The sequence below is a fragment of the Nitrobacter sp. genome, from assembly GCF_047149785.1.
GTDB lineage: Bacteria > Pseudomonadota > Alphaproteobacteria > Rhizobiales > Xanthobacteraceae > Nitrobacter.
In genome coordinates this window covers 2,677,431-2,692,537 of record NZ_BAAGBE010000001.1, presented here as the reverse complement: position 1 = coordinate 2,692,537, position 15,107 = coordinate 2,677,431, and the positions used below count along the sequence as shown (strand labels likewise).

The following is a 15,107-nucleotide window of genomic DNA, read 5'->3' as shown; positions in this document are numbered from 1 at the left end:
AAAAGCGCGGCAGCGGCCGCGCTTTCAAAAACGTTGCAGGCGGAGCGGGAAGGCGCTCAGCTCGTTGCGGCCTGCTTGTCTTGCTTGTCCTGCTTCTCGACGATGCGGGCCGATTTGCCGCGCAGGTTGCGCAGGTAATAAAGCTTGGCGCGGCGCACCTTGCCGCGGCGCACCACCTTGATCGAATCGATCATCGGGGAGAGCAGCGGAAACACGCGCTCGACGCCTTCGCCGTAGGAAATCTTGCGGACCGTGAAGCTCTCGTTGAGCCCGCCGCCTGAACGGCCGATGCAGACGCCTTCATAGGCCTGCACGCGGGTGCGCTCGCCTTCGACCACCTTGACGTTGACGATCACGGTGTCGCCGGGGCCGAACTCGGGAATCGTCTTGGTCGCCGACAGTTTGTCAAACTGCTCTTTTTCGAGCTGCTGAATGATGTTCATTGCAAATCTCCTTCGGCGGCGCGCCCGGCCGCTTGAGGGGGCTGCGCGGAATTCATCTATCCCGTGGCGCGTATTTCGCAAAAGTGGGTACCGGTTTTGCGAACAGAATACGCGCAACTCAACGAGTGAGAGCATTTTCGACCGGCAAACCGGATTCCACTTTGCCTGAAAACGCTCGCTGCGCGGATTTCGGGCTCCCTATAGAGCAAAGCCGGGGCTTTGTCACCCGCCTGTCTTGCTTTTTGGCGGAATTTGACGGCTCCGCGCGGCCCAGAGATCAGGCCGCCGAGCCTGTGTGAGCGCTTCGGCCTCGGCCTGCCGCCAGGCCGCCACCCTGGCGTGATCGCCGGACAGAAGCACGTCCGGAATCGGGCGACCCTCGAACTCCTGCGGGCGGGTGTACTGGGGATATTCGAGCAGTCCGTGCGAAAAACTCTCGTCCGCGCCCGATTCCGCCTTGCCCATCACCCCGGGCAAAAGCCGGACGCAGGCGTCGATCAGCGTCATCGCAGGGAGTTCGCCTCCGGACAGCACATAATCTCCAATGGATATCTCCTCGAGCCCGCGGGCCTCGATCACCCGCTGGTCGACGCCCTCGAATCGCCCGCAGACGATCAGCGGCCCAGTTCCGGCGGCGAGTTCCGCCACGCGGGACTGGGTCAATGGCCGACCTCGCGGACTCATCAGCAGGCGCGGCCGGTCCGGCGAGGCCTGCGCCGCGTCGATGGCTCTGGCCAGCACATCGGCCCGCAGCACCATGCCGGGCCCGCCGCCGGCCGGGGTATCGTCGACGCTGCGGTGTCGGTCAGTGGCCGAGTGCCGGATATCGCGGATGTCCAGCGCCCAAAGGCCGGCGGCCAGCGCCCTTCCGGCGAGGCTGACGCCGAGGGGGCCGGGGAACATGTCAGGAAACAGCGTCAGGACGGTCACGCTCCAGGTCATCGATAGGCACCAAGCCGGTCACTCAGGAACGTCATGGCCGGGCTAAAGCGCGAAGCGCGTCTTCGCGCTGACGTCCCGGCTATCCACGTCTTGTGGCATAGAAAGACAGACGTGGATGCCCGGCACAAGGCCGGGCATGACCACAGAGCTGGAAGGTCCCTTGCACCGACTTAATTTGACGCGTTTTCTTCACGCGAACCGGTTCCACTTCGCTCGAAAACGCTCTAAACGGAATCCGGCTCCTCGCCCTCGATCTCGCCGGGCATCTCGATCACCACGCGGCCGCCGGCGATGTCCACGGTCGGCACCACCGCATCGGTAAACGGCAGCATCAGGGTCGCGCCCTGTGGCGGCGCGATCTCGATGATGTCGCCCGCGCCGAAATTATGGATGGCCGCGACGGTCCCCAGCCGCGTACCGGCCGCATCGACCGCGGCGAGGCCGATCAGGTCGGCGTGGTAGAATTCGCCCTCGTCCGTCGCGGGAAGCTTCTCGCGCGCGACGTAGAGTTCAACGCCGTTAAGCCGTTCGGCCTCCTCGCGCGTGGTCACGCCCGTAAGCGTTGCAACGAGGTGGTCCTTGGCGGCTCGCGCGCGCGCGACCTCAAGCTGCCGCGCGCCGTCCTTTGTCGAGAGCGGGCCGTATCGTGTCACCGACATCGGATCCTCGGTGAAGGTCCACAGCCGCACCTCGCCGCGCAGGCCGTGCGCGGCGCCGATCCGGGCCACGCAGATGCGCGCCGTCATGCCGGTTCGGCCTTACGCCTTCGCGGCGGCTTCGGCCTGCGCCTTGCGCTCCTTGCGCGGCACGGCCTTCTCCGGATTGTTGCGCGCCGCGCGCTTCTTGACGCCGGCGGCATCGAGGAAACGCGCCACGCGGTCGGACGGCTGCGCGCCCTTGGCGAGCCAGGCCTTGACCTTGTCGAGGTCGAGCTTGAGGCGGTCGGCATTGTCCTTCGGCATCAGCGGATTGAAGTAGCCGAGCCGCTCGATGAAACGGCCATCGCGCGGATAGCGCGAATCGGCGGCGACGACATGATAGACCGGCCGTTTCTTGGTGCCGGCACGGGCGAGGCGGATCACGACGGGCATTTTATTCTCCTTTTAGAAGTTCTGTTTTTTCTCGTTCTGCGTCTTCGGCTGTTTTCTCACCCAGATGAACGAGAACGCGATTCCATTCGATCTTGAAGATTTTGTTGAACAACCGACCAACTTCTTCGCTCTCGTTCGCGAAAGGCTTCCCTTGGCTAGAGAGTAAAAATATCTGTTCGATACGCTTCATTGCCTTCTCATGAAGCGTTTCGGGAAGATGAAGTTTTAGACGAATGTATGTTTTGAGACGAAGTAGGCGCGCAACATTCTCATTCTGGACCGCCATATCAGGCGGATTGACTAAGTTTATTGCCAACTCATCAAAATCAGCTAGAGCCTTGCGAGTATCTTCGATCCAACGAGTTCTGAGATCCGCCAATTTTGTATCGCGAACGATCTCTGTCATTCGGGCTGTACTTTTGACCGAAGTAACGTAAGCAAGGATGAAAGCTCCGATCGTAACTACGATCGTGATGATGTTTGGCCAAATGATTGACCAATTCCAAGCATCTTGCACTCCCTGACTCATTTCTTCTTCCGGGGGAAGCCGAGACCCGGCAGTCGGGGCTTGCCGCCAAGTCCGGTGAGGCCGGGAAGGTTGGGCAGGCCGCCGCGCAGCCCCGCCGCCAGATCCTTCGGCAGTTGCGCCTGGCCGTCGGCGCCCTTGGGCATTTTCTCGGCAAGCGCTTTCATCTGTTCGGGCGTGGGCATCGGCATGCCGCCGCCGAACCCCATGGCCTGCGCGATGCCGGCGAGGGGCCCGCGTTTGCCGGTCCCCATCATCTTCATCATGTCGGCCATGCTGCGATGCATCTTGAGCAGCTTGTTGACCTCCTCGACCTTCTGGCCGGCGCCGGCGGCGATGCGGCGCTTGCGGCTGGCCTTGAGGATATCGGGATGCTTGCGCTCCTGCCGCGTCATCGAATCGATCACCGCGACCTGGCGCTTGATGATCCTGTCGTCGAGACCGGCCGCGGCGATCTGGTTCTTCATCTTGGCGACGCCGGGCATCATGCCCATCAGGCCGGAGATGCCGCCCATGTTCGCCATCTGCAGCAACTGCTCGCGCATGTCGTTGAGGTCGAACTGGCCCTTGCGCAGCTTTTCGGTTGTGCGCGCGGCCTTCTCGGCGTCGATATTGGCGGCGGCCTTTTCGACCAGCGTGACCACGTCGCCCATGCCGAGGATGCGGCCGGCGATGCGGGAGGGATGGAAATCCTCCAGCGCGTCGGTCTTTTCGCCGGTGCCGATCAGCTTGATCGGCTTGCCGGTGACCTGACGCATCGACAGCGCCGCGCCGCCGCGGCCGTCGCCGTCCACTCGGGTCAGCACGATGCCGGTGAGGCCGACGCGCTCATCGAAGGACCGCGCCAGGTTCACCGCGTCCTGGCCGGTCAGCGAGTCCGCGACCAGCAGCACCTCATGCGGATGAGCGGCGGCTTTGATGTTCGCCGCCTCGGACATCATCTCTTCGTCGAGCGTGGTGCGGCCGGCGGTGTCGAGCAGCACCACGTCGTAGCCGCCGAGCTTGCCGGCCTCCAGCGCGCGCCGCGCGATCTGTTCGGGCTTCTGGCCCGCGACGATCGGCAGCGTCTGGATGTCGAGGTCGCGGCCGAGCACCGCGAGCTGCTCCATCGCCGCCGGGCGGTAGATGTCGAGCGAGGCCATCAGGACCCTGCGTTTGTCGCGCTCGGTCAGCCGTCGCGCCAGTTTGGCCGTCGTGGTGGTCTTGCCGGAACCTTGCAGGCCGACCATCATGATGATGACCGGCGGCACCGCGTTGAGGTCGATGGTCTGGCCGTCGGCGCCGAGCGTGGCGATCAGTTCGTCATGGACGATCTTCACCACCATCTGGCCGGGCGTCACCGATTTGACCACGGTGGCGCCGATCGCCTGCTCGCGGACCTTGTCGGTGAAGCTGCGCACCACGTCGAGCGAGACGTCGGCCTCCAGGAGCGCCCGGCGCACCTCGCGCATGGCGGCGTCGACATCGGCTTCCGTCAGCGCGCCGCGCCGCGTCAGCCGATCGAGAATGCCGCCGAGCCGTTCCGACAGATTGTCGAACATGGTTGCTTCCTTATCTCCACCTCCCCCCGATGGGGAGAGGTCGGATCGCATGAGCGGTCCGGGTGAGGGGCAAGGCGCGGCGCTGCCGCTCGATGACCACCGTCATGCCTGCAAGAGCGGATATCCAGTATTCCGAAGCTTCCCGGCTCAATCGAGGCGCTCTCGGATACTGGATCATTCGCTTTCGCGGATGATGACGTCTCGTAGAGTGTCCAAGCCACCGCCGGGACGAAGTTCCAAAACACGTTTGCGCCCGAGGGCGCACAGCGCTGTCGGGCGTTGACCTCCGGCCCCTGCGGCCGGTCGGCGAGTCGAAAAGAAGAGTCTTTCCGTAAAGCTGGCGGATTTATCGCGAGCTGGCGGCGAAAGTCAAGAAAAACGGCCAATACCTGGCCTCTCGCGAGGCGGCCGGGCGGTCATATAGACTTGGTGCCGAGGCAATCCGCCGAATCGAGTTCCCGAGGGCCCGTGCCGTCGCCGGTTTCTCCCCGGGGCTCGCCGGCCTCGGGACGGCCGCCGCCCTGTCCGCAATCTGGCGTTTCGCATGAAAACATATTCCGGCCCCATCTCCGATCATTTCGACGGCAGACATTTTTTCGATCCCGACGGCGCACCGCCACGGCTCTCGGAAATGCTGCGCTGGCAAATCGAGGGCGGCCGCGAACGCCATAGGTGGCCAGAATGGGCGCCCTCGCCCTATTCGGACAAGCCGCCGTCGCGGGTTGACGGAGACAAGGTGCGTTTCTCCTTCGTCGGCCACGTGAGTTGGCTGATCCAGACGAGAGGGGTGAACATCCTGGTCGATCCGGTCTGGTCGGAACGCGCCTCACCTTTTTCATTTGCCGGGCCGAAACGGCACAACGACCCCGGCATCGCCTTCGGGGCCCTGCCGAAGATCGACACCGTGCTGGTCTCGCACGGACACTACGATCACCTGGATGTCACAACGCTGTCGCGGCTTGCCGCGCGGTTCTCGCCGCGCGTGATCACGCCGCTTGGCAACGACCTCGTCATGCGAGCTGCCGACGCCACGATCCGCGCGGAGGCTTTCGACTGGCACGACCGGGTCGAACTTGGCAACGGCCTCGCGGTCACGTTGGTGCCGACGCGGCACTGGTCGGCGCGCGGCCTGTTCGACCGCAACCGCACCTTGTGGGCGAGTTTCGTGCTGGAGACGCCGGCCGGCAAGCTCTACATCGTCTGCGATTCAGGCTATGGCACCGGCGTGCACTTCCGGCGCGTGCGCGAAAGGCACGGGCCGCTGCGCGCTGCGATCCTGCCCATTGGTGCTTACGAGCCGCGCTGGTTCATGAAGAATCAGCACATGAACCCCGAAGACGCCGTAAAGGCTTTGGCCGATTGCGGCGCGGATATCGCGCTCGCCCATCATCACGGCACATTCCAGCTCACCGACGAGGCGATCGACGCGCCCCCGATAGCGCTGGCCGAAGCGCTCGATAAAGCCGGCGTTCCGGCCGAGCGTTTTCTCGTTCTGAAGCCGGGGCAGGTTCTTGAAATTTGACGTACGGGAATAATGCGCTCCGGCCTCAGGGATTAGCCTTGATCTCCCAGGAGACGCCGACCGTCACGCGAAGGCTTTCCTCGCCGGGCGCGATGGGAACCTCCGCGGCCATCGGCGCTGCGGCGCGGCGATACAAAACCGGCATCGCCACGCCGTGCTCGGAAATGCTCAAGGGCGCGCCGAGCGTGACGCCGGCGGCCTTGGCGTAGATTTCCGCCTTGCGCCGCGCGTCGGCGATCGCCTGCGCGCGCGCGTCGTCGAGCAGTTTCGATGCGTTGGAGACCGTGAAATTGATGCCGCCGATGTCGTTGGCGCCGGCCGCGGTCACCGCGTCGATCACGCCGGCGATCTTGCTGACATCGCGCAGCTTGATCGTGACCTGGTTGGTGGCGCGATAGCCGACGATCTGCGGAGAATTACCGGAAGTACGACTTTGCGCGGTTTGCGGCTGCAGCGACAGCCGCGAGGTCTGATAGTCCTTTTCGGCCAGGCCCGCGCTTTTCAGCGCCAGCAGCACCTTGCCCATCGCGGCATTGTTGGCGTTGGACGCCTCGCGCGCGGTCTTGGCGTCGGTGGTGACGCCGGCCTCGATCTGCGCAAGATCCGGCGGAGCCGAGATCGTGGCCTCGCCGGTCACCGAGATCGCCGGTGGCGGCGTCCCATCGGCTTGCGCCGGCATCGCGGCTAGAGCGGCGACGGCGGCTACGGCGATGGAGAGGGGAGTTCGGTTCTGCATGACGGCTCTCATTTCAGCGGCACATAGATGTTGATGACCAGATTGTCTTCCTCGGTCTTCAACGGATCGGTCATGTACTCCTCGATGAAGGTATCCTTGGCTTCGAGCTTCTTGTCGTCAAGGTGGTTGGTGATCGCCTCATAGGTGTTGTCCATGTTGTCGTAGGAGCCGCGATGCACGAATTTCAGCGCCTTGCCCTCCGGTGACTTGCCCATGCTCATGTTTTTTGGCAGGTCCTTCAGTTCCTGGTCGACCGGGACTTCCGCCAGGAACGAGAAGCCATTGTCGTCGGTCGAGGTATAGACGATCATCATGTTGCCGGCGGCCTTGACGCCGCGCTGGTCTAGAACGGCCGCAAGCGACTTGAAGGAATCGATCAGCGTCTCGAACGCGGTGTCCCAGGTGGCATTGTTTCGCAGGGTCAGGACGGTCTTCGGCACCAGCATGAATTCCTCGCCGAAGGGATCGGCGGTTTGCGCCGGCGCGGTGGCCGGGGGCTTCGGAGCCTCGCCGGTCGGATTCGCCGGCGTCTGCACTTCGGCCGGGGGAGGAGCCGGCGTCGCCGGCGCTGCCGTTCCGGGCGGGGTCGGCGCAGCCGGCGGGGCGGGAGTTGCGGGCGCCGTTGCGCCGGGAGGGGTTGCGGGTGGCGTCTGGGCGAACACGGCGGGGAGCCCCGGTGACAAGGCCACCGCGATCATTGCGATCGCGAGGCGGCGAAAGAGGCGGGGGCAATTCATCGAGAGGGTCTCCCTGATCGTGCTGGCCGATGTCTCGCTGGCCGATATCCGCAAGACCTGACCCTTAGCCGCCGTTGCGGCGGAATTATGCGATGTTTGATAAGCCGTTCTGATATCCGACTCGCGACAGAGTATGTCATGAGAAAATATGTCATGCCGCATCGTGGCGGGTGTGGGGCGCAGGCTCACATATTGCGTTTACCATGGCGGATGCCGCTCGCACTGGCTAATCAGGCCTATTCGCCATATAAAGCGGAAGACGGACGCCGGAAAATGGATCCCGGAGATGGGCGCGCTCGCAAACCACGCTTTCAGCAAGATGAACGGCATCGGCAATGAGATCGTCGTGGTCGATCTGCGCGACAGCGCCGCCACGGTGACGGCCGAGGAGGCACGCGCGATCGCCTCGCCGGGCGGCGTTCCCTATGATCAGTTGATGGTCCTGCAGCCCCCGCGGACGCCACGCACGGAGGCCTTCGTTCGAATCTACAATAACGATGGTTCGGAAGCGAACGCCTGCGGCAACGGCATGCGCTGCGTGGCGCGGCAGGTGTTTGAGGCCACGGGCAAGACCGTGCTGACTTTCGAGACCCGTGCCGGGCTGTTGAATTGCTGGCGAGGTTCCACGCGCGGTTTCTACACCGTCGACATGGGGCTACCAAAATTCGATTGGCGGGATATCCCGCTCGCCGAGGAATTCCGCGACACCCGCTATATCGAATTGCAGGTCGGGCCGATCGATGCGCCGGTGCTGCATTCGCCGTCGGTGGTCAGCATGGGCAATCCGCACGCGATCTTCTGGGTCAACGATGTGAATGCTTATGACCTTGAACGCTTCGGGCCACTATTGGAGAATCATCCTATCTTTCCCGAGCGCGCCAACATCACGCTGGCGCATATCGTCGATCGCGATCACATCGTGATGCGGACCTGGGAGCGCGGCGTGGGCCTGACCAAGGCCTGCGGTTCGGCGGCCTGCGCGACGGCAGTGGCGGCGGCGCGGCTCAAACGGACCAACCGCACGGTCGAGATGCTGCTGCCCGGCGGCGGTCTGACCATCGAGTGGTGCGAGCACGGCGATCATGTGCTGATGACGGGTCCGGCCGTGTTCGAATATGCCGGCAGGTTCGATCCCGCATTGTTCACATCTGTCGCGTGATGCCGGTCGACGTCGTCACCTTCGGCTGCCGGCTCAATGCCTTTGAATCCGAAGTCATCCGCCGCAACGCCGCCGCCGCCGGGCTTGACGACGTCGTCATCGTCAACAGTTGCGCGGTCACCAACGAGGCGGTGGCGCAGGCGCGGCAATCGATCCGGCGGCTGAGGCGAGAACGGCCGTCGGCGCGCATCGTCGTTACCGGCTGCGCGGCGCAGATCGAGCCGACGATGTTTGCTGGCATGACCGAAGTCGATCGCGTGATCGGCAACGACGACAAGATGCGAGGTGTCGCCTGGCGCGAGGCGCGGACCGCATTCGCGGCCGCTGCCGGTTTCGGGATCGCAAACGAAGAAAAAGTCGCGGTTGCCGACATCATGGCGGTGAGGGAGATGGCGCCGCATCTCGTCGAGGGTTTTCAAGGCGGGCTGCCCCGCGCCTTCGTGCAGGTGCAGAACGGCTGCGACCATCGCTGCACCTTCTGCGTGATTCCGTTCGGGCGGGGCAATTCGCGCTCGGTGCCGATGGGCGCGGTGGTCGATCAGGTGCGCGCGCTCACCGAGGCGGGTCATGCGGAAATCGTGCTGACCGGCGTCGATCTCACAAGCTACGGCGCCGACCTGCCGGGCGTGCCGCGGCTGGGCGGACTGGTCAAGCGGATCCTCCGGCATGTGCCTGAGGTGAAGCGGTTGCGAATCTCGTCGATCGATTCGATCGAGGCGGACCGGGACCTGCTCGACGTCGTTGCCAACGAGGAGCGGCTGATGCCGCATCTGCATCTGTCGCTGCAATCCGGCGACGACATGATCCTGAAGCGGATGAAGCGGCGGCATTCGCGCCGGGAGGCGATCGACTTCTGTGCGCGGGTGCGGCGGCTGAGGCCGGACATCGCCTTCGGCGCCGACATCATCGCCGGTTTTCCCACCGAGACCGAGGAGATGTTCACGCGATCGCTGGATCTGGTCGCCGCGTGCGATCTCACTTTCCTGCATGTATTTCCCTATTCGTCGCGCCCGGGGACGCCGGCGGCGCGGATGCCGCAGGTCGCGGGCGGGGCGATCAGGGACCGCGCGCGGCGGCTGCGCGCGGCGGCCGAAGCGGCGCTGCGTCGGCGGCTGGCGGCGGAGATCGGCGCGACGCGTCAGGTGTTGATCGAAAGCGCCACCCGGGGCCGTACCGAGCATTTTATCCCGGTCGCGGTTGCGGGAGAAACGCCCGGCACGGTGCGCACGTTCAGGGTGGCAGACCACGATGGCGCGCGACTGCGGCCCGCGGCTTAGCTCCGCCGCCATCGACGGGTCGATGCGGGCGGGCTGCAAGCCTTTCAGCATCGTAAATCCAGAACGCGGTTGGCCGGGGTCTATTAACGATCGTCCCGGGTTTCGCCGGCCGGGACGGAACCAGGCCGGGGCGGGACGATTGACGTGGGATATCCTCGGGGCGGGGGCGCCGCTTCTCAACGGTAACGGCCGGCCAATGGCGCGAACGGCTTCATTCTCCTGATTTCCGGGTAGGCACGTGGTTCGGCTGGGTTTCGTTATCGGGATAGTCGCGGTGATCGGGGTGTTTCTCTCGGGTCTTGCCGCCTGGCGCGCTCATGATCAGGAGCTGACCATCGACAGGATCGCGCTGTCGCGCGCGATCGACGTCCATGCCAGCCTGGTTCAGGAGCGTCTCATCGAACGAGAGCTGCTGGCGCGGGTCGCTTCGGGATTGTTTCGGTCGCCCGCCACGGTGCAGGCCAACATGCTCAGCCCGTTGCGCGCCTCGATCTATGCCTTCAAGACCGATTTCGTAATAGCCGGCTGGGTTGCACGGCTGAAGCCGAGCGAGCTTTCGGAAGCCAGCGCGGTCCTGGCGTCGGCCGGGTTTCCAAATCCGCAGATCAGGAGCTTTGACGATACCTCGCGCGATCTGCGGTCGCTCAACAGACCGATCGACGTGTTGATGGACGTCGTGCCGCAGAACGCGGAGACATCCGCATTTCCAGGCCGCTCGCTCGACGGGCAGCCGATCCTGGGGCCGATGCTCGCTCGTGCGATGCAGACCGGAACATCGGTGGTGTCGGATCCGATCAATCTGCTGCGGCCCGATGGCCCGATGGGGCTGGTTATCGCAACGCCGGTTTTCCAGGAGGGAAGCGAGACGGCGGCCGGCTTTATTACGTTTTCCTATCGGCTGGCGTCGCTGATGCTGACGAACGACGAATTGTCGTTGTTCTCCGTTGTCCTGAAGGATCCGCGAAACCCGGCGTCGGAATGGATCTCCGACGACAGTGGTCATGTCACGTCACGTCTCAGACGGCCGGGCGATCCCGTTCCGCGGGTCGTCCGAACGGTGACTTTCGGCGGGCGGGACTGGTCGCTTGCCTACTACCCGAAAACAAACGCGGTCCTCCGCGCGCGAAAACTTGCCGCTGCGGTCGCCGCGATAGGTCTTGCGTTGACAAGCATCATTTGCGGTCTGTTCGGATATGTCGCCTATAACAACCTGCGGCTGAGTCGGGAAATCCAGGTGCGGATCAGCTTCGAACGGCGCCTGACCGCTGTGATCGACGAACTCAATCACCGGGTTAAAAACATTCTTGCGGTGATTCAATCGATCGTCACGCGTACGCTACGGCACGGCTCCGACATCGAAGTCGCCCGCGAACTGTTGATCGGCCGGATACATGCCATGTCCAACGTCGTCTCGCTGCTCAGCGAGAGCCAGTGGCAAGGCGTCAAATTGAGGGGACTGTTCGAGGCCCGCGCCATTCCTCATGCTGACCGCATCGCCATCAACGGGCCGGACATCACCGTGAGCGCGCGCGCAGCCCAGAGCCTTTCCTTGTTATTCTTCGAACTGGCATCGCATTCCGACGAGGGACTCTCGCTGGTCGGCAAGCATCCGCACGTGGTCGTGCATTGGGGAGTCGAGGGCGAGGGCAGCGAGGCGACGTTTCGCTTTCGGTGGGAGGAATTCAATACCAGTGCCGCGACCCGCCGCGAGGACAGCGATTTCGGCATCATCCTGCTGGATCGCGTTGCGCCGGAAGCGTTGGGCGGCATTTCCAAACGGTATTTTACCGAAGCGAGCTATGTCTATGAACTCGCCGCTCCGATGGAGACCGTCGTGGACGTGACGGAGAGAGATCGCACCACTCAGATATCCGCGCCCGTCAGGTCGGCCACATCTTAGAGCGGTTCACGATGACACGGAATCAATCCGCGCTCCGGCGTCATGCGCGGGCTCGACCCGGCCATCCGTCTTCTCTGAAGATCGATGGATCACCGGGTCGAACCCGGCAATGACGGATAACCGGGATGCTTCCGTCAAAGTGCGAAGCACTCGAGGCCGGTTGGAGCGGAAGGCGGGAGAGTAAATTCCCGCTGCCCCGCCGCCGTTCCGGGGAGGCGTTGCGGAGCTTCGTGGGGAGCTATCGGCCGCTGCCGATCACGGCCCGAACGGTGTCGTCCGGGCCAAAATCCTCTGTGCCCTCGACGTAAAGCAGAGCGCTCAATTTCGATCGCGCGCGGTTGACGCGGCTTTTGATGGTGCCGACGGCGCACCCGCAGATCTTCGCGGCGTCCTCGTAGGAGAATCCGGAAGCGCCTACCAGGATCAAGGCTTCGCGCTGATCCTGTGGCAGCTTGTCGAGCGCCGCACGGAATTCCTCGAATTCCAGATGGGCGTTCTGGCTGGGCTGCGATTTCAACGTTTTCGCATAACTGCCGTCTGAATCCTCCACCTCGCGCCGTCGCTTGCGATAGTCCGAGCGGAACAGGTTGCGCAGGATTGTGAACAACCATGCCGGAAGGTTCGATCCCGGCTGGAACGAGTCGATATTGGCGAGCGCGCGGAGCAGGGTTTCCTGCACGAGGTCGTCCGCACGATCACCATTTCCGCTCAGCGAAATCGCGAATGCGCGCAGGTTCGGCACCGATGCCAGGATGTCCTCGCGAAGTGAATCTGTGAGAGGCATTAGTCCCTCCCGTCATTTTTGGTATCGAAGTCACCCGTGGGGTTTACTTGGGCATGATCGGGTCCCGGCGCATCAAGCTTTCTGATTAATTCCGCAAAACGGTCCGGAACCCCCTGCCTCACGACGTCATCGTACATGGCGCGAAGCTGATGTCCGATTCGGGACTGAATCTCGGCATTGAGGCCGCCCTTGCCGGGTGATGGCTTTGAATCTTTCATGACCTTGCTTCATTCCCAGAGTTTCAAGCTATTGAAAGATCGATTGATTTCCTGTTCATTGCGCCGTCTTCACGGAACTCTCGCGGGCTAATTCAAAGCGTGAGGGAAAGTTCCGGCGCCAGGGAACTTTTGTCGTGCTGAGGCGTAGACAAACGCATCGGCGGACCGGGATTCGCCGATGCGCCGCGCGTCGTCTAAGGAGATGCGAGCCCGAGATTAAGTCGTCTCAAAAAGGATGAATTGGGATGTTTCGATCACAGGTGGTTGCCGAACATTTGCCGCTCTTGCGACGTTACGCGCGCGCCCTGACTGGAAACCAGGCGTCCGGAGACGCTTATGTCGGGGCTATGCTTGAGGCGCTGCTCCAGGATCCGACGTTGCTCGACGAGCGGCACGGGCCACGGGCGGGATTATTCCGGTTGTTTACCCAGATCTGGAATTCGGTTTCGATCAATGGCGGGATCGACGAGGTGCCGGTCCTGGCGCCGACGGAGCGGCGACTGACGAACATCACGCCGTTGCCGCGTCAGGCGTTCCTGCTGCTGTCGCTGGAAGGCTTCTCGGAGGAGGAGGCCGCGTTCGTCCTGCAGGCTCCCGTTAGCGAGGTTCGCAAGCTGAGCGATATCGCCGGCCGCGAAATGGCCGCTGAAATCGCAACCGACGTCCTGATTATCGAGGACGAGACATTCATCGCGATGGATCTTGAAAGTCTTGTCAAGAATCTCGGACATCGCGTGATCGGCGTTGCACGCACTCATTCCGACGCGATCACGCTGGCCAAAACCAAGAAGCCAGGTCTCATTCTGGCGGATATCCAGCTTGCTGACGGCAGTTCCGGGCTGGACGCCGTCAACGAACTCCTGCGCGTCGTCGAGGTGCCCGTCGTTTTCATCACGGCCTATCCGGAACGGTTCCTGACGGGCGAGCGGCCCGAGCCGGCATTCCTTATCTCGAAACCGTTCCAGCCGGCCATGGTCTCCGCGGTCGCGAGCCAGGCCTTATTCTTCCACCGGAATTCGCGCAACAGGGAGCCGCGCGCCGCCGCGTCCTGATCGAGACTGCGAACCAGCGTGACGCAGGCCACGGCCCAACGGCATGACGAGCGCTTCCGCGGCGGTCAGCGATCCCATGCGGAACAAAAAACGGACGCGGCTGGCATCACCATCAGCCGCGTCCTCGTAGCCGGTCGGGCGGGGCAGGGGAGTGACCGGCTGTACCGATAACGCGGCCATCCGGGAAGCGTTCCACCCGCTCTCTTTTTCGAACCGTCGACTGAACGAAGTCTCGCCAACCGCGTTATTCCGTCGCGGTGAGCGACGACACGAAGTCGCTGCAATGCGCGGACAACGGGCGAGGCAACGATGTTTCGGGTATCGGCAGGAGTTCTCGGCGCGCTGGCGGTGGTCATGCTCCCGGGTACGACGCATTTTGCGTCGAGCCGGGATCTCGCTGCGAGCGAGAATGTCAACGCTGCAATGGTCAATCGCGCCGTCAAGGCTGACCGCGGCGTTGTACGAGCGTCGCAGGCCGAGGGCCGAACCGTCTCCGTTCGCCTTGAACGCTTGCCGGATGCTTCGATCGTCATCCGCATTCCGGAAGGCCGCCACATGGTAGCGGGCAATCGCGCCGTGAAGCCGCGCTCACGCCGCGCTCCGTCGTCATCCCGTGCCAGGCGGATGATCGCATGCGAGCCGGTGGTGAGTCTTCTAACGGATATCGCCAAACAGCTTCAGCCCGGCCGCTGCGTGACCTGACGTTTGCCATTTGTGTCATTGCCAAGGAAATCAGGTGTCGCCATCGCGGTCGCGCCGGCCCGCGAATAATCCCAGCGCCAGGCCGCCGATGGCCAGGATCGGTATCAGCTTCTTGATGCCGACCGTGCGGGCCAACTGAAGCCCCGCCGCCACGACCATCGGATCGGCGAGAAAGTTTTGCGCCGTCGCTCTGGTTCTTTGGGCTGCTCTTTTTTTCATGGCGTTTCGCCGGATCGCATAGCTCGCGACCGCGATCACGGTGATCAGGAAGAAGATAGCCGCCCCGGCGAGGCAAGCCTCGATCAAGCCGTAGGTCTGAAGCACGAAGACAAACCCGGCGGCACATAGAAACACGATTGTGACGGAGCCTGCGACGACCGCCACGGCGGCGACGGAGGTGAGCCGCACGGCATTGCCCGCGCTCTCCTTGAGGTCATCGATCGCCCGCTGAAACATTCAACGCCTCGCCCGGCTTGA

17 protein-coding genes are annotated in these 15,107 nt (G+C 63.5%); 6 read left to right on the top strand and 11 right to left on the bottom strand.

Annotated features, from left to right (window positions below):
• Positions 1-56: 56 nt before the first annotated feature.
• The 6 genes from rplS to ffh form a co-directional block, all read right to left on the bottom strand.
• Positions 57-443: a 50S ribosomal protein L19 gene (gene rplS, locus ACMDCM_RS12485; RefSeq protein WP_319797150.1), complete on the bottom strand. Its 387-nt coding sequence runs from the start codon at positions 441-443 to the stop codon at positions 57-59.
• Positions 444-665: 222 nt separating this feature from the next.
• Complete coding sequence (gene trmD, locus ACMDCM_RS12480) at positions 666-1,385, bottom strand: tRNA (guanosine(37)-N1)-methyltransferase TrmD (protein WP_412773852.1); 720 nt, start codon at positions 1,383-1,385, stop codon at positions 666-668.
• 224 nt (positions 1,386-1,609) lie between these two features.
• Entirely contained in the window at positions 1,610-2,131 is a 522-nt protein-coding gene (rimM, locus tag ACMDCM_RS12475; protein WP_412773851.1) for a ribosome maturation factor RimM, read from the bottom strand.
• Between the two features lie 12 nt (positions 2,132-2,143).
• Complete coding sequence (gene rpsP / locus ACMDCM_RS12470) at positions 2,144-2,476, bottom strand: 30S ribosomal protein S16 (RefSeq protein ID WP_319797147.1); 333 nt, start codon at positions 2,474-2,476, stop codon at positions 2,144-2,146.
• Position 2,477: 1 nt separating this feature from the next.
• Positions 2,478-3,005 carry a hypothetical protein gene (locus ACMDCM_RS12465; protein WP_412773850.1) on the bottom strand — a complete coding sequence of 176 codons (528 nt, stop codon included), beginning with the start codon at positions 3,003-3,005 and terminating at the stop codon, positions 2,478-2,480.
• The gene (gene ffh / locus ACMDCM_RS12460; protein ID WP_412773849.1) at positions 3,002-4,543 is read right to left on the bottom strand and encodes a signal recognition particle protein; all 1,542 of its coding nucleotides are present in this window, start codon (positions 4,541-4,543) and stop codon (positions 3,002-3,004) included. Before ffh ends, ACMDCM_RS12465 begins: the two co-directional genes overlap by 4 nt.
• A 544-nt stretch (positions 4,544-5,087) precedes the next feature.
• Between ffh and ACMDCM_RS12455 the strand changes: the two genes are divergently transcribed.
• Positions 5,088-6,065, top strand: coding sequence for an MBL fold metallo-hydrolase (locus ACMDCM_RS12455; protein WP_412773848.1), 978 nt, complete (start codon positions 5,088-5,090; stop codon positions 6,063-6,065).
• Between the two features lie 25 nt (positions 6,066-6,090).
• On the opposite strand, the gene ACMDCM_RS12450 is transcribed toward ACMDCM_RS12455, so the two are convergent.
• Together ACMDCM_RS12450 and ACMDCM_RS12445 are read right to left on the bottom strand one after the other, a co-directional pair.
• On the bottom strand, positions 6,091-6,801 hold the full coding sequence (locus ACMDCM_RS12450) for an SIMPL domain-containing protein (RefSeq protein WP_412773847.1): 711 nt from the start codon (positions 6,799-6,801) through the stop codon (positions 6,091-6,093).
• An 8-nt stretch (positions 6,802-6,809) separates the two neighbouring features.
• Complete coding sequence (locus tag ACMDCM_RS12445; RefSeq protein ID WP_412773846.1) at positions 6,810-7,538, bottom strand: GyrI-like domain-containing protein; 729 nt, start codon at positions 7,536-7,538, stop codon at positions 6,810-6,812.
• Positions 7,539-7,824: 286 nt separating this feature from the next.
• On the opposite strand from ACMDCM_RS12445, the gene dapF reads away from it, so the two are divergent.
• The 3 genes from dapF (at position 7,825) to ACMDCM_RS12430 (ending at position 11,874) form a co-directional block, all read left to right on the top strand.
• Positions 7,825-8,697, top strand: coding sequence for a diaminopimelate epimerase (dapF, locus tag ACMDCM_RS12440; RefSeq protein ID WP_412773845.1), 873 nt, complete (start codon positions 7,825-7,827; stop codon positions 8,695-8,697).
• A complete protein-coding gene (gene mtaB, locus ACMDCM_RS12435; RefSeq protein WP_412773844.1) occupies positions 8,697-9,974 on the top strand; it encodes a tRNA (N(6)-L-threonylcarbamoyladenosine(37)-C(2))-methylthiotransferase MtaB in 1,278 nt (425 codons plus the stop codon). Before dapF ends, mtaB begins: the two co-directional genes overlap by 1 nt.
• Positions 9,975-10,212: 238 nt before the next feature.
• Positions 10,213-11,874: a CHASE domain-containing protein gene (locus tag ACMDCM_RS12430; RefSeq protein ID WP_412773843.1), complete on the top strand. Its 1,662-nt coding sequence runs from the start codon at positions 10,213-10,215 to the stop codon at positions 11,872-11,874.
• A gap of 238 nt (positions 11,875-12,112) precedes the next feature.
• Here the strand turns inward: ACMDCM_RS12430 and ACMDCM_RS12425 are convergent, their stop codons facing one another.
• Positions 12,113-12,658 (bottom strand): sigma-70 family RNA polymerase sigma factor, encoded by a 546-nt coding sequence (locus tag ACMDCM_RS12425; protein WP_412773842.1) that lies wholly within the window; start codon positions 12,656-12,658, stop codon positions 12,113-12,115.
• Positions 12,658-12,876: a NepR family anti-sigma factor gene (locus ACMDCM_RS12420; RefSeq protein ID WP_412773841.1), complete on the bottom strand. Its 219-nt coding sequence runs from the start codon at positions 12,874-12,876 to the stop codon at positions 12,658-12,660. Before ACMDCM_RS12420 ends, ACMDCM_RS12425 begins: the two co-directional genes overlap by 1 nt.
• A gap of 245 nt (positions 12,877-13,121) precedes the next feature.
• On the opposite strand from ACMDCM_RS12420, the gene ACMDCM_RS12415 reads away from it, so the two are divergent.
• Together ACMDCM_RS12415 and ACMDCM_RS12410 are read left to right on the top strand one after the other, a co-directional pair.
• A complete protein-coding gene (locus tag ACMDCM_RS12415; protein ID WP_412773840.1) occupies positions 13,122-13,928 on the top strand; it encodes a response regulator in 807 nt (268 codons plus the stop codon).
• A 309-nt stretch (positions 13,929-14,237) separates the two neighbouring features.
• Positions 14,238-14,630 (top strand): hypothetical protein, encoded by a 393-nt coding sequence (locus tag ACMDCM_RS12410; protein ID WP_412773839.1) that lies wholly within the window; start codon positions 14,238-14,240, stop codon positions 14,628-14,630.
• 30 nt (positions 14,631-14,660) lie between these two features.
• On the opposite strand, the gene ACMDCM_RS12405 is transcribed toward ACMDCM_RS12410, so the two are convergent.
• Positions 14,661-15,086, bottom strand: a complete 426-nt coding sequence (locus tag ACMDCM_RS12405; protein WP_412773838.1) for a hypothetical protein — start codon at positions 15,084-15,086, stop codon at positions 14,661-14,663.
• Positions 15,087-15,107: the final 21 nt, after the last annotated feature.

Coding starts and splice junctions, on each gene's coding strand:
- rplS (WP_319797150.1), bottom strand. CDS start 443: ATGAACATCATTCAGCAGCTCGAAAAAGAGCAGTTTGACAAACTGTCG.
- trmD (WP_412773852.1), bottom strand. CDS start 1,385: ATGACCTGGAGCGTGACCGTCCTGACGCTGTTTCCTGACATGTTCCCC.
- rimM (WP_412773851.1), bottom strand. CDS start 2,131: ATGACGGCGCGCATCTGCGTGGCCCGGATCGGCGCCGCGCACGGCCTG.
- rpsP (WP_319797147.1), bottom strand. CDS start 2,476: ATGCCCGTCGTGATCCGCCTCGCCCGTGCCGGCACCAAGAAACGGCCG.
- ACMDCM_RS12465 (WP_412773850.1), bottom strand. CDS start 3,005: ATGAGTCAGGGAGTGCAAGATGCTTGGAATTGGTCAATCATTTGGCCA.
- ffh (WP_412773849.1), bottom strand. CDS start 4,543: ATGTTCGACAATCTGTCGGAACGGCTCGGCGGCATTCTCGATCGGCTG.
- ACMDCM_RS12455 (WP_412773848.1), top strand. CDS start 5,088: ATGAAAACATATTCCGGCCCCATCTCCGATCATTTCGACGGCAGACAT.
- ACMDCM_RS12450 (WP_412773847.1), bottom strand. CDS start 6,801: ATGCAGAACCGAACTCCCCTCTCCATCGCCGTAGCCGCCGTCGCCGCT.
- ACMDCM_RS12445 (WP_412773846.1), bottom strand. CDS start 7,538: ATGAATTGCCCCCGCCTCTTTCGCCGCCTCGCGATCGCAATGATCGCG.
- dapF (WP_412773845.1), top strand. CDS start 7,825: ATGGGCGCGCTCGCAAACCACGCTTTCAGCAAGATGAACGGCATCGGC.
- mtaB (WP_412773844.1), top strand. CDS start 8,697: ATGCCGGTCGACGTCGTCACCTTCGGCTGCCGGCTCAATGCCTTTGAA.
- ACMDCM_RS12425 (WP_412773842.1), bottom strand. CDS start 12,658: ATGCCTCTCACAGATTCACTTCGCGAGGACATCCTGGCATCGGTGCCG.
- ACMDCM_RS12420 (WP_412773841.1), bottom strand. CDS start 12,876: ATGAAAGATTCAAAGCCATCACCCGGCAAGGGCGGCCTCAATGCCGAG.
- ACMDCM_RS12415 (WP_412773840.1), top strand. CDS start 13,122: ATGTTTCGATCACAGGTGGTTGCCGAACATTTGCCGCTCTTGCGACGT.
- ACMDCM_RS12410 (WP_412773839.1), top strand. CDS start 14,238: ATGTTTCGGGTATCGGCAGGAGTTCTCGGCGCGCTGGCGGTGGTCATG.
- ACMDCM_RS12405 (WP_412773838.1), bottom strand. CDS start 15,086: ATGTTTCAGCGGGCGATCGATGACCTCAAGGAGAGCGCGGGCAATGCC.